General features: G+C 32.6%; 20 protein-coding genes and 1 pseudogene. 16 read left to right on the forward strand and 5 right to left on the reverse strand.

Annotated features, from left to right (window positions below; genetic code table 11):
* The first annotated feature begins 689 nt into the window (after positions 1 to 689).
* The 7 genes from CHRY9293_RS16950 (at position 690) to CHRY9293_RS16980 (ending at position 5,375) form a co-directional block, all read left to right on the forward strand.
* Positions 690 to 1,487, forward strand: a complete 798-nt coding sequence (locus tag CHRY9293_RS16950) for a complement C1q domain-containing protein (RefSeq protein WP_162034064.1) — start codon at positions 690 to 692, stop codon at positions 1,485 to 1,487.
* Between the two features lie 367 nt (positions 1,488 to 1,854).
* Positions 1,855 to 2,025, forward strand: coding sequence for a hypothetical protein (locus CHRY9293_RS16955; protein WP_162034065.1), 171 nt, complete (start codon positions 1,855 to 1,857; stop codon positions 2,023 to 2,025).
* 84 nt (positions 2,026 to 2,109) lie between these two features.
* On the forward strand, positions 2,110 to 2,727 hold the full coding sequence (locus tag CHRY9293_RS16960) for a helix-turn-helix transcriptional regulator (protein WP_228455580.1): 618 nt from the start codon (positions 2,110 to 2,112) through the stop codon (positions 2,725 to 2,727).
* 62 nt (positions 2,728 to 2,789) lie between these two features.
* Positions 2,790 to 3,230, forward strand: a complete 441-nt coding sequence (locus CHRY9293_RS16965) for a transposase (protein ID WP_162034067.1) — start codon at positions 2,790 to 2,792, stop codon at positions 3,228 to 3,230.
* Between the two features lie 2 nt (positions 3,231 to 3,232).
* The gene (locus CHRY9293_RS16970; protein WP_162034068.1) at positions 3,233 to 3,559 is read left to right on the forward strand and encodes a helix-turn-helix domain-containing protein; all 327 of its coding nucleotides are present in this window, start codon (positions 3,233 to 3,235) and stop codon (positions 3,557 to 3,559) included.
* Positions 3,560 to 3,618: 59 nt separating this feature from the next.
* Positions 3,619 to 4,569: a glycosyltransferase family 2 protein gene (locus tag CHRY9293_RS16975; protein ID WP_162034069.1), complete on the forward strand. Its 951-nt coding sequence runs from the start codon at positions 3,619 to 3,621 to the stop codon at positions 4,567 to 4,569.
* Positions 4,570 to 4,733: 164 nt separating this feature from the next.
* Positions 4,734 to 5,375 carry a plasmid pRiA4b ORF-3 family protein gene (locus CHRY9293_RS16980; protein ID WP_162034070.1) on the forward strand — a complete coding sequence of 214 codons (642 nt, stop codon included), beginning with the start codon at positions 4,734 to 4,736 and terminating at the stop codon, positions 5,373 to 5,375.
* Between the two features lie 27 nt (positions 5,376 to 5,402).
* Here CHRY9293_RS16980 and CHRY9293_RS16985 read toward each other — a convergent pair whose 3' ends face one another.
* The 3 genes from CHRY9293_RS16985 to CHRY9293_RS16995 all read right to left on the reverse strand — a co-directional run bounded on the left by CHRY9293_RS16985 (position 5,403) and on the right by CHRY9293_RS16995 (position 10,065).
* Complete coding sequence (locus CHRY9293_RS16985) at positions 5,403 to 6,011, reverse strand: recombinase family protein (RefSeq protein WP_162034071.1); 609 nt, start codon at positions 6,009 to 6,011, stop codon at positions 5,403 to 5,405.
* Positions 6,012 to 6,119: 108 nt separating this feature from the next.
* Positions 6,120 to 9,092, reverse strand: coding sequence for a Tn3 family transposase (locus tag CHRY9293_RS16990; protein ID WP_394351051.1), 2,973 nt, complete (start codon positions 9,090 to 9,092; stop codon positions 6,120 to 6,122).
* Positions 9,076 to 10,065, reverse strand: coding sequence for a DUF4158 domain-containing protein (locus CHRY9293_RS16995; RefSeq protein ID WP_162034073.1), 990 nt, complete (start codon positions 10,063 to 10,065; stop codon positions 9,076 to 9,078). Before CHRY9293_RS16995 ends, CHRY9293_RS16990 begins: the two co-directional genes overlap by 17 nt.
* 151 nt (positions 10,066 to 10,216) lie before the next feature.
* Between CHRY9293_RS16995 and CHRY9293_RS17000 the strand changes: the two genes are divergently transcribed.
* Positions 10,217 to 10,768, forward strand: a complete 552-nt coding sequence (locus CHRY9293_RS17000) for a recombinase family protein (protein WP_162034074.1) — start codon at positions 10,217 to 10,219, stop codon at positions 10,766 to 10,768.
* Between the two features lie 141 nt (positions 10,769 to 10,909).
* On the opposite strand, the pseudogene CHRY9293_RS18970 reads toward CHRY9293_RS17000, so the two are convergent.
* Positions 10,910 to 11,529 (reverse strand): annotated as a pseudogene (locus tag CHRY9293_RS18970) (transposase); the annotation flags it as partial.
* Positions 11,530 to 11,594: 65 nt separating this feature from the next.
* Positions 11,595 to 12,836, reverse strand: a complete 1,242-nt coding sequence (locus tag CHRY9293_RS17015; protein ID WP_162034077.1) for a tyrosine-type recombinase/integrase — start codon at positions 12,834 to 12,836, stop codon at positions 11,595 to 11,597.
* Positions 12,837 to 13,232: 396 nt separating this feature from the next.
* Between CHRY9293_RS17015 and CHRY9293_RS17020 the strand changes: the two genes are divergently transcribed.
* The 8 genes from CHRY9293_RS17020 to CHRY9293_RS17055 all read left to right on the forward strand — a co-directional run bounded on the left by CHRY9293_RS17020 (position 13,233) and on the right by CHRY9293_RS17055 (position 20,715).
* Positions 13,233 to 14,081 carry a hypothetical protein gene (locus CHRY9293_RS17020; protein ID WP_162034078.1) on the forward strand — a complete coding sequence of 283 codons (849 nt, stop codon included), beginning with the start codon at positions 13,233 to 13,235 and terminating at the stop codon, positions 14,079 to 14,081.
* A gap of 37 nt (positions 14,082 to 14,118) precedes the next feature.
* Positions 14,119 to 14,799 (forward strand): fibrobacter succinogenes major paralogous domain-containing protein, encoded by a 681-nt coding sequence (locus tag CHRY9293_RS17025; protein WP_162034079.1) that lies wholly within the window; start codon positions 14,119 to 14,121, stop codon positions 14,797 to 14,799.
* A gap of 589 nt (positions 14,800 to 15,388) precedes the next feature.
* On the forward strand, positions 15,389 to 16,027 hold the full coding sequence (locus tag CHRY9293_RS17030; RefSeq protein ID WP_162034080.1) for a helix-turn-helix transcriptional regulator: 639 nt from the start codon (positions 15,389 to 15,391) through the stop codon (positions 16,025 to 16,027).
* A gap of 63 nt (positions 16,028 to 16,090) precedes the next feature.
* Positions 16,091 to 16,540, forward strand: a complete 450-nt coding sequence (locus CHRY9293_RS17035) for a transposase (protein ID WP_162034081.1) — start codon at positions 16,091 to 16,093, stop codon at positions 16,538 to 16,540.
* 44 nt (positions 16,541 to 16,584) lie between these two features.
* Positions 16,585 to 16,911 carry a helix-turn-helix domain-containing protein gene (locus CHRY9293_RS17040; protein ID WP_162034082.1) on the forward strand — a complete coding sequence of 109 codons (327 nt, stop codon included), beginning with the start codon at positions 16,585 to 16,587 and terminating at the stop codon, positions 16,909 to 16,911.
* Positions 16,912 to 17,363: 452 nt separating this feature from the next.
* Entirely contained in the window at positions 17,364 to 18,029 is a 666-nt protein-coding gene (locus CHRY9293_RS17045; RefSeq protein WP_162034083.1) for a response regulator transcription factor, read from the forward strand.
* 377 nt (positions 18,030 to 18,406) lie between these two features.
* The gene (locus CHRY9293_RS17050; protein WP_162034084.1) at positions 18,407 to 19,354 is read left to right on the forward strand and encodes a glycosyltransferase family 2 protein; all 948 of its coding nucleotides are present in this window, start codon (positions 18,407 to 18,409) and stop codon (positions 19,352 to 19,354) included.
* A 290-nt stretch (positions 19,355 to 19,644) separates the two neighbouring features.
* Positions 19,645 to 20,715, forward strand: coding sequence for a helix-turn-helix domain-containing protein (locus tag CHRY9293_RS17055; protein WP_162034085.1), 1,071 nt, complete (start codon positions 19,645 to 19,647; stop codon positions 20,713 to 20,715).
* The last annotated feature ends 187 nt before the right edge of the window (positions 20,716 to 20,902 follow it).

Consider the following 20,902-nt stretch of genomic DNA (forward strand, 5'->3'; position numbering starts at 1 on the left):
AACAATGCATACTATATAAGAATAATAAGAAGTCTAAACTCTTTTAAACAAAGCACTCCTCAATACAAATTAGAATTAAAAAAATATTTAAAAATTATTGATTTGATAATCATTATGTTAAATAGGAAGTCTAATAAGGACTACTTATGATGGAGTAAGGTGAATGTGGCAACTCTTATGTTATAGAGATAGCCTTATTTTGCTTCAAGATGAAAAAAAAATATAAAACGATGGAAATAGGTATTTACCCCTTAGTCTTCTTATTATTTGCTTTTCTTTTTTATATAGGGAAAGGTCTTTTTAAGATAGTCTGGGTTGAAAAAAATAATACAATATACTTTTTGGGGAGAATAGGTAGAAAGATAGCTTTTTTATTTCTTCTTTCTTTGGGTCAGGATTTAGGGTCCATAAGAAATAAAAATTTAGACTCTTTTTACTTACAAGTAAAATCAAGTTTGATAAGGAGTATCTATTGCCTCAAGGAATTGATTTATAACTTTTTACTACAAATAAAAGTATTTATGAGGAATGGATATTTTCATCGTTTATTCATTCCTAAGGGTCCAGGGGGGGTACTGGTTCAATCTCCCCTTTCCTTTTTTTAATTAGGTTCTCGCACTTTTCTCATTACGGCTATTACCCTCATTTTTTTGAAACAAATCAAAAACCTCATAAATAATTTAAAAACAATGAAAAAAACAAATTTATTACTTTGTATTCTCTTTGGAGGATTGGCTTACAGCCAAGTTGGAATCAATACTACTAACCCCAATCCTTCCACAGCTTTGGATATTGTCTCTAGTTCAAAAGGAGTCTTGATCCCTAGATTAACCACCGCACAGAAAAATGCGATCGTGACCCCTGCTGATGGTCTACAAATATTTAACACTGATATTGGGTGTATTCAATTTTATTCCTCTTTAAATAACTCTTGGCTAAATCTTTGTGGTTCATCAGAAAAAGGAACTGTTGTTTCCAAGTTCCTGGCCTTTAGAGATATCGATTTACAAATGCCTGGAAATAATCAACGATATGATATATCCTTTAATAGAATAGAAACCGATGCCTTGAGTACAATAGGAGGTAGTTATAATTCGGCAACAGGAGGTTTTACTCTTCCAGTAGGTCTATATGAAATTAGTTACAGTTTGGTAGCAATCCCCTCAAATGCTGATTATCTCGATAATCCTTCAAGTGCTGATATATTCGTTAGTTCATTTGAAAATGTGATCGGAAATTCCGCAGGAAGTGAGATTTATGGGGTAAGCATTTCAAATAATAGAGGCACCCCCATCGCTGACACTAGAACAGCGTCACTTCAAAATACCTTTTATATGAATATACAAACACCTCAAACGTTTTATTTGAAAGGTAAATTTTATAATGGTGGTGGTGGATTAGTCTCTGCCAATAAGGTTTTTGCTGGTGGTGCATCATATAATAAGCCTCACCTTAATAATTTTATTTCAATTAAATTATTAAAATGAAGTTTTCTTTATAAATTTTAATAAAATATGGGATTTCCTAATTTAAAAATACATACAACTATTTAATATTATGATTGTTAATAGTCTAATTAGTCTGCTTTTCAATAAAGAGGAGAGAGCGCATCAAAAAGTGTGGGGCAAATAAAAAATCCCCACCTTTTTTCTCCCAAAAAACCTCGCTGTTGATAGAGGAAAAACTTATACAATTCAGATACATATTTTAGGTATTTCGCCCCAAATATTCCGAAGGTTTATAGTGAGTGATAAAATCAAGAAAACTTATCTAATTTTTTATAGCATCTTTTACATCCTACACCCTTAATGAAATAAAAGATGAGAAAGAAAATATTATTATAGGATTTCTTATATGAAGTCCCATCTGCTTACCGGTTTTTCTAAGCGGGGCTTTAAAAAGGGAATAAAAAAGTTTTTGTATGATTCTGATTTTGTGAAATCTATAGAAAAAGTTCCAGAAGATATTCATTTTCCTACTGCTCATCCCTGTATTGTTAAACAAATGGAAGAGCTTTTAGATTAGCTTTAGCTGATATAAAAAATAAATAGACTAAAGAAATTAATATGATTAAACAAGAATTCTGAAAAATGAAAAAAAAAAGTACTTATTGCGGACAGGAATTATTTTTCTACGGAAGGAATGGCTTTTATGCTGAATAATATGAATCCGGATATTATAGTAGATCGAGTGTATGATGATAAAGTGATTATAGATAAGCTCCTGGAGAATGAATATGATCTTCTTATTTGGGATAGAGCGATGTTAGTAAATAATTTTGGGCCTACCATAAAAGAGCTAAAAAAGATCAGTCCCCGTCTTAAAATTATAATTTTTACAGAATATCAGAAAAATATATGTTTTCATTACTTTCATCAGGGAGCTGATGCCCTTATTTACAAGACTTATGAAGAGGAGGAAATTCGGCAAGCTATTTATTCCATTTTTAAACGTGGATATTATTATCCGCAAGAATTACTGGATAATCTTATCCATAAACCTCAATTGATGACCCTTTTCTCTAGCTCAGGTTTAGAGATTTTATCGGAAAGAGAAAAAGACGTTTATGATGGTCTGATAAAAGGTAAGGGTAATTTGGAGATCGCGAATGTTTTAGGACTTCATCAATCTACGATAAGTGTATATAAAAGTCGGCTTTTCAAAAAGCTGAATATTAACTCTCTAGTTGATCTTATTAAGTTTAGTAACCATTTTATAAATAAATGATCTCTTTGGTATAAATGATTTTATTCTAGATATCTATTATCCCTGACTAACTAAAAAACAGTATGAATAATAAGAAATTTAATTTTAAACATATTCATTTGGGTGGCCTTCTTAAGGCTCGGGCTGAAGAGTTAGATCTGGAAAGCTCCTTTCTCTGTGAGTTTTTTGGGTGTGAAAATCAAGATTTAGTAAGTATGTATGATTCCCAGACATTAGATACGGCCTTGATATTAAAGTGGAGTAAACTTCTGGGGTATGATTTTTTTAGGATTTATTCTGCACATCTGATTCTGTACGCTCCTGAAGTCAGGAAAATTGAATCTAAATCAAAGAAAATATTAGAGATATCCTTTCGTAAAAACATTTATACCAAAGAGATCATTGATTTTATATTGGAAATGTTATCTACAGGTCAAAAAAGTAAGGGACAGATTATGCAAGACTATGGTATTCCCAACAGTACTTTGCATAAATGGCTCGATAAATATCCAAATTTAAAATAAATATGAAGAAATCCACCATTCAGTATAGGCGTATTTTTTTAGATATTTTAGATAAGAAATATCCTGAGAAAAAAGAAATATGTAGAGATTTGCTCGTCAAAGAGAATCTGTCAGTTTTAGATATTATTGCCCTTAATACTAAAATATTTGGATCTCCTGATGCCCAAACCCTGGCTTTTAACCAAAGTCATCGATCCTACACCCGATCAAGCGTTTTACAAATATTAGATTTTCAGAAAGAAAATCAGTTGAATAATTCTCAAGTAGCTCGCCATTTTAAGCTTAGCAGACATACGGTGGCTAAATGGAAGAAGAAATATCAGGTTTAATATTATTATAAATTTCCTTTCACATGGTTTTGTAGCGAATTGAGAATAAGAATAATTAAATGAAAATTTCTGTAATCCTTCCGGTATATAATGCGGCAAAATATGTAGTTTTTGCGGTAGAATCAGCCTTACAATGCAAAGAAGTCTGTGAGGTTCTTTTAATTGAAGATCATTCTCCGGATAATGCGCTGGAGGTTTGTGGTCAACTGGCCAAACGATATGATAAAGTTAGATTATTACAGCATCCTGATAAGGAGAATCATGGAGCCGGGATGAGTAGGAACTTAGGAATAGAGAATGCGACGGGCGATTTTCTTGCTTTTCTTGATGCTGATGATTTTTATCTCCCCAATCGCTTTGAGGCAGAGAAGGAGCTATTTCAAAATCCAGCGGTAGATGGTGTGTATGGAGCTTTAGGGGTTCATTATTATTCTAAGGAAGCCAAAGAGCACTATTATAAAGTTTTTGGAGAGCGTTTAACTACTGTTTATCAAAGACATTCCCCTGAATCAGTCTTTCCCGGACAGTTAGGGATGAAGGGTAGTTTTGGATTATTTAGTATTGATACTTTAACGCTTCGAAAAGAAGCCTTACTCAATAAGATGGATATCTTTTTTAAAGATTTAAGAATTCATGAAGACTCAGAGTTTTTTTTCCGGCTTTCTTTTTATTTGAATCTTTATCCGGGAATTTTAGATTCTCCCATAGCTATGAGAGGAGTTCATGAGCATAATAGAATTACTGAAATAGAGACAAAAAAGATTAAACCTTGTACCACAAAAATTCTTTTATGGAAGGAAATTAGAGATTGGGCAGAACAAGAAGCACAAGTTTCTGAAGATATTAAATTGCATATTAGAAGAATGCATCAAAGTTTTGAGATCGCTAATGCACCCCTATTAAAAAAAGCTAGGTTAATCATTAAATATTTAATATGCGACTATCCTCTCATTCGTAATGGACTATACAATATTAATTTTAGGAAACTAAGTACTCAGATATTCTGCTGATATTATAAGTCTATTAGAGCTTGAATACTAAGATTTTAGAAATTACTTTTTGGCATTATCATCCGGAAATTGAGCTTGTATATATAGAAGCATCTAAGGAGTGCATCAAAAAGTGTGTGGCAAATAAAAAATCCCTACCTTTCTTGTGACAAAAAACATATCTGTTGATAGAGGAAAACCTTATACAATTCAAGATACATATTTTAGGTATTTCGCCACAGATATTCCGCAGATTTGTAGTAAGTGATAAAACAACCATCGAGCAACTTCACCATTTGATACAGATTATTATGGGTTGGGATGGCTATTTTCTTCATGAATTTCATATTTGGGGACGGTTTTATGGGAGTTCTTTCAGTAATGATTGCGAAGTTCCCCTCTCTCATTTTGACTTTAAAGAAAAAGACAAATTCACTTATACCTATAACTTTTACGAGTTCTGGGAACATGAATTACGCATTGAAAGGATTTATCCTTTAGGCTCTTCGTCTCACTATCCTAAAGTAATCGCCGGAAAACGAGCTTGTCCGATTGAGGGAATAGGTGGTGCAAAATACTATGAAGAAGCTATTACGCGCCAATTACTATGGTGCTATGATATGCTTCAGGAAGTAGCGGAAAGTATAGAAGATAAAAAATTTCCAGATATAGATTTTGACGAAGTTCCTTCTTGGTATCTACATCATAATTCTGAGAGATTTGATAAGGGCAGAATTAATAAAGCTTTGAATAAACTGTATCAAAAAAATGGTGATCCTGATTTTTGGTATACCCTTGGGGATTATTCCGAGTTTTTGGCCCAGTGACCACATAGCTGCTAAAATGGCCAACTTTTACTTTTTCCTATTTTTGACTTTAGAAATGGTATGTCTGGAGCAGCCTAATAGGAACTGGATTTCGCTGTAGCTTTTCCCTACATCTAATAAACTCTTAATCTTTTTATGCAGCTGTACATTTTCCGGTCTTCCTTTATATCTCCCTTCATCTTTAGCTTTTAACACTCCATCAGCCTGCCTGCGTCTTCTATCTGTATAATCCTTTCTTGCCGTCGCAGCAAGAATATCAAGCATCATTGAATTTACTGCAGACAACACCCATCTCTGAAATTCATCATCAATATTGGCAAAGTTATGACTGGTAGGCAGATCTAGAGATATTACTTTTATTCGATTATCCAATATGATTGATTTTAATTTTCTCCAGTCCTCTTCAGATAACCTGGTTATCCTGTCAATTTGTTCTATCAGAATTGCATCTCCAGGTTCTGCCGTATCCAGAAGCCTGAAAAGTTCCGGACGCTGAAGCTTTGCTCCAGATTCGTTTTCAATAAACCAAGTTGAAATTTTTACCTTCAGGGATTTTGCAAATTCTGATAAAGTATCTTTTGCTCTCAGTGCATCTTGTTCTTTGGTAGATGCTCTTAAATAGGCGTACACTCTCATTGGTTAGTTCATTTTAAGTAGTTTCTTTAATCTAGTGCAATATACATTCAATTTTTACATTAATGCACCAGCATAATGCTAGTTCATCAAGGGTACACTTAAAATAAACTAGCTGCCCGTAATACTTAAACGTTCGTTCATATCAAGCTCGAAGACTCCATATGGATTTACATGTGCATATATTAGTGGAGACAAGGCCCGGTAATCTTCCGATGTTAATATATGTTTCCATTCTTCTGTGGAAATAATTTGCTGAATCATTAAAGTATTGACATATACAAGGCAGATCTGAACCAGGTGTAAGGACAGCACTGAAAGTTCCTGATCCTCTAACCTGTTGGTTGCAACTTCTCCTCCTTTTCCAAAAAATATGAATGAGTTGGCAGAATTCCAGTTCTCAACGACGTTTAATCCTTCATGGATCTCTCTGCGCAACTCTTCTTTTTCCAGGTATTTGCAGAGGAATATTGTTTTTACAGCTTTACCAAGCTCTGATAAAGCTCTATAGGTTGGATGGGTAATATTTCCTTTTGTAAAACGTCTTAATATTGCTTCCGGATCAGCTGTTCCCTGCTTTAATGCTGTGGTATACTGTACCATTTGATCATATTGCTGTGCAATCAGTTCCCAATTGATAGGCCTTGTAAGAATAGGAGTTATATTCTTAAAGTCTTCTGCTAATCCAATATCCGGAAGATACAATTTTTGTTTTGCTATATTTTTAAGCCTGGGCATCAAATTAAATCCTAACAAATAACTGAAGGCAAAAGCAACTTCGCTTTGGCCATGTGTATCAACATACTGTTTGTCAATAGCCATTTCTGTACAATGTCTGAGTACCCCTTCAATCATACTTGCAACTTCTGAGGATGAACATCGCTTAAACTGGGAATAAATGCAGGTAGATTTTTTTTCTACATGCCAGTATATCATGACACCACGCCCTCCATAGCGAATATGCCATTCGGTCATAAGATTTTGATCCCACGATCCAAACTTTTTTGAATCCGAAGCGCAGGCCGTAGTGCCTTCTCCCCAAATATCAGGATTTCTTATTTTAAATATAGCATTGGCAACTTTACTTATTGCTTCCCTTAAAGCTGTTTTATAAATGTAAAATTTTCTTACATGCAGAAGCTCTTTGTAGTTTACACCATGTCTGCCCGCAGATATACGTTTTAGCCCGGTATTGGTTCCCAAACCGTAGAGCCCTAGTAATAGTCGTTTTTGCAGTTCATCCCGATTAAGCCTTTCACTGGAGCGTTGTGTTTTAAAGCATTCCGTGAATCCTATTCTCATATCTGCTTCTTTTAAAATGTCTAAAAGACTAGTCATTGGCCATACAGATTGGATTTGTCCTTTCATTTTGTTGATATTCCCCGGTTCAGGCTGCTCTGTTAGCGGAGATAGAGAAATATTATTTTTATTACGCGATAAGAGACGTAACTGTTTATTATCCGGAATTGATTTGTCCAAAGAATAAAGAGCTTGGTGCATATTTCCCTTTATAGTATCTATAAATTCCTGAATATCCTGTGTAATACCTAAATCTTTATAATAAAATTCTCTATTGGTATTGAAATCCTGAGGTAAATCCTGATCGGGGTTTCTGTATTTATCAGCTCCTTTTACCCATATTTCTTTGCAGCGAAGCTTTTCTCGGAGTGCTTGTAAGACACAAATTTCATAGTTAATACGGTTAATTTTTTTCTCTCCTTTATCATCCGTCTCTATTATAATTTCATAGTCTTTCGGACGAACAATACCATCAATAGGAATATTATCATATAAATAATAGTATTGAGTATTTGAATTTTTATGATTTTCCAACCATCTTAAAGCATCAAGTATGGGCTGGTGCATGATATTATTTGAACAGAATGTTATGCTGCCAAGAATCTTAGGAACCATACGTCTGTAATGACTGCCATAACTCGATCGTATATTTCGATGAACATCTTTCTGATATCCTTTGCCAGAAGACTTATATTCTTTAACCAGGTTACTCAGAGTCTGTACTCCGGCAATAGGGTAAACAACTTCTCTGACAGGACTATCAGGATTATTTAGCGATGCTTCGGCTATTCGCCCCAAAAGGGTATTCTTACCATAGACCTTTCTAAAATCCTGCATCAATATTTTAAATACCTTCTTTTCAGCTTTTACTGATAGGCGGTGGATGATCTGAATAAGTAGTTCTATCAATCCATCTATAATTTCACTTTGCTTGGTATAAAAGAAAACACTCATTAATGCATACCGAATAGTTGGAGGGTGACGTTTAATCTCCCAAGCTGTTTCCGAAAGAGCCTTAGACCTCATATGATTCATAATCTTAGGGTTTAAAGACGAGAGTTTTTGTTCAGGAATTTGTAGACAATTAATAAACTCTAATTTTTCTAGTTCTTTTAATACAGAATCAAGACTTACCCGTCCAGGATCTGATTTTAGAAAAGAAAAATTTATCAATTCATTTTTATCTTCAAGGCAATAATCAATGAGGGTTTTAGATTCCTTGCAAACTCCTTTACTAATTTCTCCAAAAAGAACTTCTCTAAACCTGGAATAGCTTGTTATTATTATTTTCTCTACCTGAAATACAGTAAGTCTTTGTATTTTATTCTGATACAGCCAATCTAAAATATGGTTAAAAGCTTCAGTACTAGAGATTCCTTTTGGAAAGATCTCCTCTATCAACCAATTGATAAGCTCAATACGGTCTTTGGAATCCAGTTTCCTTATGTTTAAGAATGTAAGAATTTCCTGTCTATGCCTTCTTGCCGTTCTACTCTCCCATTCATAAAGAAATATATTATTGGAAACATCTAGCTGTTCAGAAATATATTGTAACGGAATATCACTTAGTTCTTTTTCATTTCCTGGAAAGACCCCATAATACTGATAGTATTTCAACTTCATACAAAAAACCAAATGATGTTTTTGAGGTTTTGTTTTAAGAAGTTCTAGCTCTTCAAAGGTAACCGACCAGTATTGTCCTAGTTCTTCCTCATTCCATATTTGACTCATTCTTTTCTTCTCCAAGTTATGCAAGAAATACAAACATTCAAAAAAGTTGGCCATTTTGAACGCCTATGTGGTCACTGGGCCTATTTTGTTTATTTTTAGCATCTTTAAACAAAGAATTCATAATTGTGTCATGAATTTCAATGATTTCATCAGTAATAGTTTCTCTTATTTCTAATAAAACGGCTATTAAGGTCGCATACTTTCTATTTTGTTCAAAATCGCTTAAATGCTGAGAAGTCATTTGCTTACCCTCTCTGGCCATCTTGGATAAGTAATTGAGATGAACATGTTTTCCAAGATCTAAAGGGAGAGAGAGTTTTTTAATGACTTTAAGTTTTGAGAGATGGATGAGTATATGTTTAGGGTTGGCTGCAGCCGGGGACTGCATTAACCAGTTGAATGTGCTTACGGAGTATTGCTGTCCGGTTATTAATAGCCGTTCTAAAGCATACTTTTGATCTTTTGTCAATGATGAAGAGAGTAAGGAATAAATTTCTTTTTCAGCTTTAGTAACTGCTTCTGCACAAATTCTCTCTATTACACTCATTGAGGGCAAAAGAATTCTTTGCTCTCTTAGAATATTCATTAATTCTCTTGCTAGAATGAATCCTTTATCAGTTTGGAGAGCAGAATCTCGTAATTTGTCAACACAGTTTTTATGGTGAGATATCGTGAAATTTTGATAGTTATACCTTTTTCTCACAATATTTATGTGATCATATCTTGATTCATTTGGACCTGAATGATAATTTTCCCAGTTGCTGTTATCAATTTGTAATTGATCAGCTACATAATTTAGAATCTTCTGATCTGGTCTTTCATTTATGGCTAAGGAAATACCAGGATATCTCATATAACACAGTTGTATTGATAGTCTAAGTTGATTTATTTTTCCTCTAGTAGAATTTCTTATAAAAATGATATCATCTTCACTTAAGGTATACCACCATATTATTTCTTGATCAGTATTTGGCAAAGATATAAGTTCTCTTTTTTCCGTTTCAGATAGTATTCGTTTCCTCGGCATATTCTAAATTTATAATTGCAAAAATCCTAAGTTTTGCAAAAGAATTTAAATTTTATAGAAATCGCTTCTATGAGTGAATTCCATTTTTCGCAAAAATTATTTGCATATATAATGTTTTTTGCAATAACTTTTGCGAAAATAAATTACAGAAATGAAAATAGGATATGCAAGGGTTTCTACCCAGGATCAGAATTTAAGCTTTCAAATAGAAGAGCTAGAAAAAGCGGGTTGCAGAAAAATATTTAAGGAAAAAGTTTCCGGAGTGCAGTCTAAAAGAATAGAGCTGGAAAAAATGATTGAACAACTAAGAGAAGGTGATCAGATTATTATCTATAAACTGGACCGATTAGCAAGATCCACTAAGGAGCTGTTAAATATTTGTGATAAAATCAATGAAGCCGGGGCTTCTTTCAAATCATTGTCAGAGTCTTGGGCTGATTCAGGTAGTGCCGGAGGTAAAATGATACTGACCATATTTGCCGGGATTGCAGAGTTTGAGAGGGAACTTATTATCGAAAGAACTTCAGCAGGAAGAAAACTTGCCATGAAAAATGGAATCGAATTCGGAAGGCCTAAAAAATTTAGTTCTGAACAAAGGGCAGCTGTTAGAACCCTTGTAGATAATGGAAGTTCAGTCAAACAAGTTGCAGAAACATTTAAAGTTCATCCAGCTACAATCTATAGAATTTTGCAAAGTACATGATAATCATTTATAACACTTCAAATATTCAGAAAGTACATCCTCTAAAGCACTATAGATACTGTATATTGAGTTGTTGAAAATCAATAGATTTTATCCTTAACCCTAAATATTTTCCGTTTCGTGAGCCGACCCCATCTAAAATATAGTCTCAATTATTGCCCTTTTTCTCAACAGTCTTATCTTCTATTTTCATAATGTGATTTTTCATATTCTTGTGAAGTTTAGTAAATAATTGTATGCCATCTGCAAAAAGCATTTCCCATAAAGCTTTTGAAAGATGTCATTTGCCTGCAAATAGTTTTCTCAATTGTTGTTTCATTTTTATAATATGTTCCAGGTTTTTGTCATCTACATTTCCCTTCTTTAAATAAAAGTATAAAACGTTATAGGCCAAATGCAGCTTAACCTCATAAAACTAGCCCATTGAAGACTTTCCACGTTCTGAAATACCTTTGAAAACTTTATAATTATGTATTCTTTGATTTCCGAAGACTTTTATAGATGTGCTGTCTATGAAACTTATTCCTGTGCATTTTTCTAGACAATTTTCCTTCAAAAATAAGACAAAAATCACAAAACTCCTTTGCTGGAGTTCAATAAACCTATTTTAGTAAAGGATTTTAGGAATTAGCCCTTTCCAATAACCGAAAACTATTTCCTTGTAATAATGCCTAAAGGTTTTGGGCTTCTAAGCGAAAGCTTACCATTATTGTGATTATTTCAAAATTAGACATTAAAGATAATCTGTTTCTCCTTCTTTTAATATGGCATCAAATTCTTTCCACAAATTATCATTAATTTATGTAAAAAACGGTCTCAAGATTAATTACATTATTTTAAATTTTCTTTTAGAGTGTATTTTCTCAAAATATTTCCCTAGCATTGTAATTCCTTCATTATTATGAGCATTTACATAGCTAAGAAATATTTTTTCCGTTGAATGTCCCGTAGCTTGCATAAGTAATTGAGTGGGTATTTTCCCATAAAAGTTGGAAGCAAAACTTCTCCTTCCGATATGACTACTGATGTTTTCCCACTTTTCTATCTTGACCTCTTTGCTTCTGAATCCTATTCTCTTACGTGTTTTAATCCATTCATTAATTTGAGCTAGTTGAGCTATTTTTTTTATTTGTTTGTTATAAATAGAATATTCCATGGGCTTGGGAAAAGTATTTCCATTTTCTTTCAGTACCGCCGTTACCTCTGGATGAAGCGGGAGGACTATTTCTTTACCTGTTTTTTGCTGAATAAAAGAAATACATTTCTTTCCGTTAATATGCATTATCAACTCCCTATTAAACTGCATAAAATCAGAAATTCTTTGCCCGGTATAGCAACTAATAATCAGCCAGTCCTTAGCAGATTGAAGTTCTAAAGGGAGCTGTGTTTGTTTGATTTTATTTAATTCTTTTTCACTTAGCGTAATGACTTTCTTTATAGTTTTGCTTTTGGGTATTTTTAATCTCCTTACCTCTGTATCAATACCTTGTTGCTCTGCAAAATTAAGGATGGTTTTGACAAATTCAAGAGTCCTTTTAAGGGTACTCTCTGTATATTGCTCTGCTTTACCAAATGTATAGAACCTATGAATGAAGTCTGTATTAATATCTTTCATTCCTATATGCTTAGCAATATATCCTTCAAATTTCTCCAGGAGTCTTAAAAAGACAAGATATCTTCTATAAGTGGATAAAGATATAAAACTTTTTTTAGCTTCTAAGTATTCATTCATAATAGCCAAAAGACTCTCCTTAGGATAATACTGCTTCTCTTCGGAACAGATCTTTTTAATCACTGAAGTAATTGCTTTTAAATCTATTATGGTGTACTCTTGTTTTTGATTACTTAGCACCTTAGCTAGATTTACTTTAATGCTATTAAGCTTGTTATTGAGTTCTTTATTTTTTTTTGTATAGATGTTTTTAGGTCTTTGCATCTGATCATCCCAATCTTTGGGCTCAATAAAAAGAGGAATTTTAAGATGAGATATTTTCGATTGATGAGTAAAAGAAATAACAATTTGTTTTTTAGAATTTTTTTTTTTGGATAGATAATAAGAAAAAGTCATTGTGAAAAATCAGTGTAAATTATATTTTTCACAAAAATAATAGAAAATATTAGTCTCTTTTAGACTAATATTGCAAATGTAATAATTGTTTTATATAAAAACAATAATATTTTACAAAATATTATATTTTAACCTCTTGCTATTTAATTTTTTATTATTCTCATTCTATAATTTGTCCTATACAGCGAGTGAAATCCCTCCTTTTCATTTCAATATTATCATTTTAAGGTGAATAATATGTTGAAATACAATAAAAAAAAATAACATTAGTCTAAAAGAGACTAAGGATAAAAACACATACCAAATATGATTATAAAAAAGAAATAATGGTGTTGGTAAGCTATTAAATTATTGCAGTAAATACTCTTATGATAATTAAATAAACATTTAAAAACAATGAAAAAAACAAATTTATTACCTTTGGTGCTCTTTGGAGCATTGACTTACGGACAGGTAGGAGTTAATACCACCATGCCTAATGCAACTCTAGATGTAGTAGCAAAAAATGCTACTGGCACTACAACCCTTGTTGATGGACTTTTGGTTCCGCGTGTAGACAGGGAAAGAGCTCAAAGTATGCTTAGTGTTCCATCTTCCACAATGATTTACGTGAATAATATTAGTACGGGCTCTGCTACGGGCCAGGCTGCTAATATTGATGAAATAGGCTTTTACTATTTTGATGGAGGAGTATGGCTAAAATTAAAGTCAGGCTCAGGCTCAGGTACTGTTTACAGTGGGTCTACTTCTATTGTATTGAACGGCTCTTCTTTTCAAAGAGCTGCTCTGACGGGGGATATAACAGCTGCAGCTAACAGTAATACTACAACTATAGTTAATAATGCGGTTATCACAGCAAAAATTGCTAATAATGCAGTTACTACGGTTAAGGTTGCTGATCTAGCCATTACGACGGCTAAAATTGCTAATAATGCTGTTACGCCCGATAAAATAGCCACTCCTGTGCGAACGGTAACGGCAAGCACAACCTTAGTCGTCACCGATAAAGGAGGTTTTGTATATGTAAATTCATCTTCTGCAACGACTATTACTGTACCTGCATCTTTAGCTGCAGGCTTTCATGTGGTGATAGTACAACAGGGAACGGGGCAAGTAACTATAGCTGGAAGTGGTGTTACTCTTACCACAGCACGCGGATTAAAAACTCGGGCAAGATATTCTGCCGTAGGAATTATAAAGCAAACAGCAGGGGCAGCTACGGTTACAGGGGATGGTAGTAATTAATCAATATTTATATGTTCTCGTATTAAATAAGGATATTATGAAAAATAAAAAACATATTATTTCTCTTATAATGTTAATTTGTGTTTGTACAATTAAAGCCCAAAATAATGTTATTTTAGAAGCACTAGAGGGAGGAGTAGAAATACCTACTGTAGTGATGTGTGATGGTAAAACTTGGATGTCTCATAATTTGGGAGCTGATTACACTTTAAATCCAAATATTCCTGTTGCGGGAATCCATGGAGCAAAATATCAATGGGGAAGGCTTGCCCCTGCTTTGACTCAAGTTGAGGCTAATACGAACTCAGGATCTATTGTAGGTTGGAATATTACCAATGCTCCTAATGCTGCATGGGGTAATTCAAAAACATCGAATGATCCTTGTCCTGCAGGATTCAAAGTTCCTACCCAAGTTCAATGGCAGGCTTTAACTGGTTGTGCTTCTGTATCCACTGTTGGAAACTTTGCAAATGATGGTAATTTTACATCAGCTTTCGTGTTCAGTAGTGGAACAAATAGTCTGACCCTTCCCTATACCGGAAAACGAGACTATCTTACAGGGTCCATGACCAATCGTGGTGGTAGTGGATGGTACTGGAGTAGTACAGAAATAAATAATGATCGTGCTTTCCTATTGTTATTTGTTGGCAACAGCTTCAATCCTACACATAATGAATTGCGTACTGCAGGTCAGTCAATTCGTTGTATAGCAGAATAAATTTCTATAATTACTATTGGAAGAGCTTTATTGTAGTATTAGCCTTTAGATAAAACATTAAATAATTCCCGGTGGATTCCTGCCGGGGATAAAAAAATAATTTATAAAACCGTTCTGTTGTCCTAAGAAAGGATTGTTTGATATCACACTTTCGATAGTTTTATCTAGTTAGCCTGAGTCCGGGATAAGAAAGCAATAAAATATTTTATAATTCACTGACAATAAATATAATATTATTGTACTGTGAGTCTTTTAGCTTTTTATTCTCCCAAATTATTTGAAAAATGGATCCAATATTTCTATTTACTCTCATTTTCTATTCTGAAAACCACGAGGATGAACCAAGAAATAAGAATATTAAATTTAATATTTGATCTATTCGTTTTTATATAAAATACTTACCCGAACTCAGGTTAGTTAGTATAATGTATTCTCAAGTGTATAGCTATTGAATCATATCATACCCCCTAATGGTATAAGAGAAAAATTTGAAATCCTCCCACATTGGGAGATCTCTGAAGAGGTATAATAAGTTTACTTAAAACAAGGGGAGTCTATTAAATGAGTTTCTAAATATAAAGATAAGAACATGAATAAAGCGGTACTTATAGCAGATGGACAGTATGCGGCTGTGGAAGGGATAGCTTTTATATTAAAAAGCATCAGTCAAGACATACTGATACATCGGGTATATAAAGAAAGTGAGCTTATAGAAAAGATACTGGAGCAGGACTATGACCTTCTTATTTTGGATATCAGTCTGTTGAAAGAAACATGCGATACTACAATGAGCCAAATAAAGAAACTGAGTCCGAATATTAAGGTGATGATTTTTACGGCTTGTAAAGAAAATTTGGCTCTTCATTTTCTTTATGAAGGAGCCGAAGCGTGTGTGTACAAATCAGATGATGTCTCTGAAATTAGAAATGCACTTTATTCTATTTTTAAGCGGGGGTATTATTATAAACAGGAATTATTGTATAACTTTCTCTACACCAAAGAGACTAAGTCTTTACCTCGCTTCAGATTAGATATTTTATCGGACAGGGAAAAAGAGGTATATAATTTTTTAATCCAAGGAAATGGTCTGTTGGAGATTGCCAATTTGTTAGGCCTACATCAATCAACTGTAAGCGTATATAAAGCTAGAATTTTTAAGAAATTAAATCTTCGTACTCTAGTTGATCTTATAAATTATCATAATCAGAAAGGAGGTTATCCTCAATAAATAGGTTACCTGCAAGAAACGTGTTTATAATTTAATCAGTAATGATCTAATAGAATTCTTATTATGATTAACAAAAAATTCAATTTCAAACATATTCATTTAGGAAGTTTAGTTGAGCAGAGGGTACAGGAAAAAGAACTTCATCTTTCTTTTCTCTGTAGGTCTTTTAATTGTAATGGGAAGCAAATCACCGATATGTATGAATCTGAAACTATGAATACAGAGATTTTGCTGATTTGGAGCAAAATTTTGCAGTATGATTTCTTTAGAATCTATTCGGAGCATTTGATTCTATATTCTCCCCAAACCCGAGTTAGCATAAAGGATTCCGATCATAGTTCTCTCAAAAAAAAGGAAGGAGGGTTTCGTAAAAATATCTACACTAGGGGAATAATCGAGTTTATTTTGGAGAGTTTGGAAAATGGAGAAAAAAGCCATACCGAGATTATTCAAGAATATGGAATCCCGCCCAGCACTTTGAATAAATGGCTGGATAAATATAAGAAGATATAATAATTCTAGAAGGCTATTTAATTAGTCATTGACAATATAAAAATATGAAAAAATCAACAATTAATTATAAGCTTATTTTTTGCGATATTCTAGAGAAGAAATGCCCAGAAAAAAAAGATAAGTGTGAAGGTATTTTGGCTAAAGAGAATTTATCCGTATTAGATATTATAGAACTCAACAAAAAAATATTCGGGCCTATAGATAAAGAAACGGATAGGTTTGATCAAAATCATAAATCCTATACTGAGTCCAGTATTTTACAGATTCTGGATTATCAAAAGGATAATCAGTTAAACAATAGTCAGATTGCACTGCACTTTAAACTAAGTCGCCATACCGTAGCTAAGTGGAAAAAGCGGTATCAGATGTAAATTATAAACAAGCTCGCTATTATTAATAAGTGATAAGAAGGGGTTTAATATTCTTCATCTTTTCCCTTACGTAGATAAAAGATTTGTCTATGGTTATTCCTCTTTTTTGTAAGAAATTCATATAGTGTAAAGTATTTATAGAAATAACTATTCAATATTTCTACCAGTTTTGTTTCATCATAAGTAGGTTTTAATTCCGGGAAAGTTTCATCATGCTCTCCCGGGTTTTGCTCTATGTAAAGTACTGAAAGAGGGATACAAAAACGGTATCCGATATAATAATGGGATTGTCTCGATGGCGCTTCTATGCATAATTAATAGTGTAACGATCAATTAAAAAATACTTTTTCTATCTCTGTGTAATCCTAAGAATGCTTTACTTCTGGGAAAGTTTTTATCCTCCTCTGACATTTGCTCTAAGAATAATCCTAATGTTAATTAAAAAATAGACTATGAATAAAAGGGTACTAATTGCTGATAAACAGGATGTGTCTATAAAAGGAATATCTTTTATTTTACAGACTATACATCATGATATGGTAATAGATAGAGTCTATAATAAGCAGCAGCTTATGGAAAAAGTAATGGAAAAAGCCTATGATTTTCTTATTTTAGATATAACCTTATTAGAGCATATACTTGATTCTATGATCAAGAATATAAAAGAAATGAATCCAGAGCTTAAAGTCGTTATCTTTGTAGGATTTACAAAGGGAGAAGGTCCTTTTCGTTACCTTTACGAAGGAGTTGACGCATTGGTTTACAAATCGTACGATGAGTTGGAAATTCGTATGGCTCTTTATTCTCTTTTTAAACGAGGGTATTATTATCCCCAAGAGTTATTGTACGATTTTATACATATTTCTAATAAGCCGATTTCCTCCCCATTAAATTTAGATATTTTGTCGGAAAGAGAAAAGGAAGTCTATTTTCATTTAGTTAAGGGAGCTGGGCTATTAGAAATTTCCAATACTTTAGGACTTCATCAATCCACGGTAAGCGTTTATAAAGCTAGACTTTTCAAAAAGCTTAAGTGTAAATCTTTGGTGGATCTTATCAATTACGATAGATATATGGGGACTTCATCCTCAGAGTACAACCCCGACGGAAAATATTAGGAGGTTCTCATTGCGATACCAAGCCTTTGTATTGCTGAGAGAAGTTAACTACGTTACAATTTCCTACGCCCGAGAGGATCATTTTAATCCTGGAAGTAACTTTTTAATAAAGCAAAAAGCTTTTTATACTCTTGATACTTAATTTTTTTTAACCATCGTGTTTTTACATATCTCAACTAAAAAGTATTAGGAGTATAAAAAGCTTTTTTTACTTCCCCAAACGAGATTATAAGCAAAAGGAAAGAGCAGAGCAATAAATTAAATAATTTACAAGCTGTAAAATATTTTAAATATATAGCATATAGATGCAAAGTATAAAAAAGAACCTTTCGTGTAATCAAAGTATTTTACTTGTAGAAATGAATTAAAAATAGAAAATGAAAGTGTCTGTTATTATTCCGGTATATAATGCGGAAGCTTATATCTCGAAAGCCGTAGAATCTGCTTTACAGTGTAAAGAAGTGATTGAAGTTCTTTTAATTGAAGATCACTCTCCTGATAATGCTTTGGAAGTTTGTCGTAAATTGGCAGAAAAAGATGATAGAATAAAGTTGTTTCAGCACTCTGATAAGGGGAATCATGGAGCCGGAGCCAGTAGGAATTTAGGAATTGAGAATGCCCAAGGAGAATTTATAGCTTTTCTTGATGCGGATGATTACTATTTATCGAATCGTTTTGATAGAGAAAAAGAACTTTTTACAAATCCTGAAATTGACGGGGTATATGGGGCACTAGGAGTAGAGTATTATTCAGAATCAGCAAAAGAAGAGTATTTTTCTGTTTTTGGAGACCGTTTAATGACTATTTATAAGGAGTGTCCTCCTGAGGAAGTATTTCCTGGTCTTATTTATCTTAGGGGTAGTTTTGGTTTATTCAGTATTAACACTTTAACGCTTCGCAAAGCTAGCTTGCTTAAGAAAATGAATACATTTTTTAAGGATTTAAGAATTCATGAAGACTCAGAATTCTTTTTTCGTCTTTCCTATTATCTGAATCTTTATTCTGGTACTTTAGACACAGCTATTGCCATGAGAGGGGTCCATAATGAGAATAGGATTACTGAGGTGGAGATCAAGAAAATCAAACCCTGTACAACAAAAATTCTCTTATGGAAAGAAATTAGGAATTGGTCAGAAGAAGAAGTGGGAATGGCGGAAGATATTAAATTACATATTAAAAGAATGCATCAAAGTTTCGAGATTGCCAATGCGCCCTTATTAAAAAAAGGAAGGTTGATTATTCAATATTTGATATCAGACTATCTCCTTATTCTTAGTGGACTATACAACATTAATTTTAGAAAATTAAGTACCCAGCTCTTCTGATAATAGTTGTATCGAGCCATATTGGAAAATACCTACTTCTTTATTCATGCGAGCCACTGGCCATAGTACCGAAAAGATGTTTTTAAGATATATCAACCCTATAGATAAGGACAGAATACTGAACTTAAGTAATTATTTTGATAAAGTATATACGGAAAGGAATATAATGGCTATAACTTGAGTTCAAAAATCAGTATAAAAATTATATTGTTAGGGTTTCTGTTTTCCTTTCAGGCAAACAATACTTTTTGCTTGCTGAGAGAATTGGTTATAATATTAAATAAAATATGATGAAAGTTTTTAAACTCCTTAAGTTTATAAATATTATCCCGATAATAAACAGATTTTATCTATTTTTTTCACTTTGCTTATCCTATAGTCAAAATATAGATAAATGTAATACGATCTACATTAAAACATTCTTAGAAACTTCCCCAAAAGACATTAATAAAGCTTTAGAAAAAATGAATTCATCATTTATAATATCTAACCTCCCCCTGCTAAAACCAAAAAGCTTAATGCTGGAGATCACTATTTATTTATGGAAGGAAAGAAAATATGTGCATCTCGCCAAAGGATTTAGGGATGATATCTTATATATTTCTTTAAAAAACAAAAGATATAAGAGATTTGAAAAATATTTAGTCTTTGTGAAAAATATTAATGGATACGGCATAATTAAAGAAAAATACAGAGGTGTTAGATGTGGTCGAGTAGATATATTACAAAGCTTTGTAAATGTCTCATATGTAGGTGTGTATAATAAAAATGTTTCTTTACAAAAAAAAACTGAAATTCTAGAAAGAAAGAATAGAATACACATTATCGTCCTTATCATATTTATTATGCTAATAGGAATATTTTTTTATTTACGATACTTAAATAATCATAAAAAAAAGGATACTAATTTAAAAAAAACATTAGATCTATATTCGTCCTTAGAGCCTTATTCAAATATATTGGAAAAGAAACAAATAAATAAAGCAAAAAAAAGTGAATTAAAAATATCTTCGGTAACAGAACAAAAAATTTTAACAAAATTGAAGGAATTTGAAAAATCAGATATCTTTATAAATAATAATATGTCTCGTTCTTATCTAGCGACATTTTGTGAAATAAATGATAAATATTTATCCTACGTTATAAATAAGCATAAGAATAAGTGTATAAATGGCTATATTAATGAGCTGCGTATAAATTATATTATCAGAAAATTACAAAATGTTAATGAGTATAAGAAATATAAAATTGCCGTATTGGCCGAAGAGGCAGGGTTTTCGTCACCAAATAAATTTTCTATCATTTTTAAAAAACATATAGGCATGACACCTTCACAATTTATAAAAGAATTAGATAAATAGATCTGCTCATTAAAAGAAGTTTATAAATAAGATATTTACTCCAAAAGAAAGGAGGCTTAAATGAGGGGCGGCAAGGATTCCTGCGTTAAACAGCCATCTTTACTATAATGTATTACATAACAGCCAGTTGTGTTTATGGAAATTAAATCAATTTTATAACTTCTAATACCATATTGTTTTGTAATAG

The organism is Chryseobacterium potabilaquae (assembly GCF_902728265.1).
Lineage (GTDB): Bacteria > Bacteroidota > Bacteroidia > Flavobacteriales > Weeksellaceae > Chryseobacterium > Chryseobacterium potabilaquae.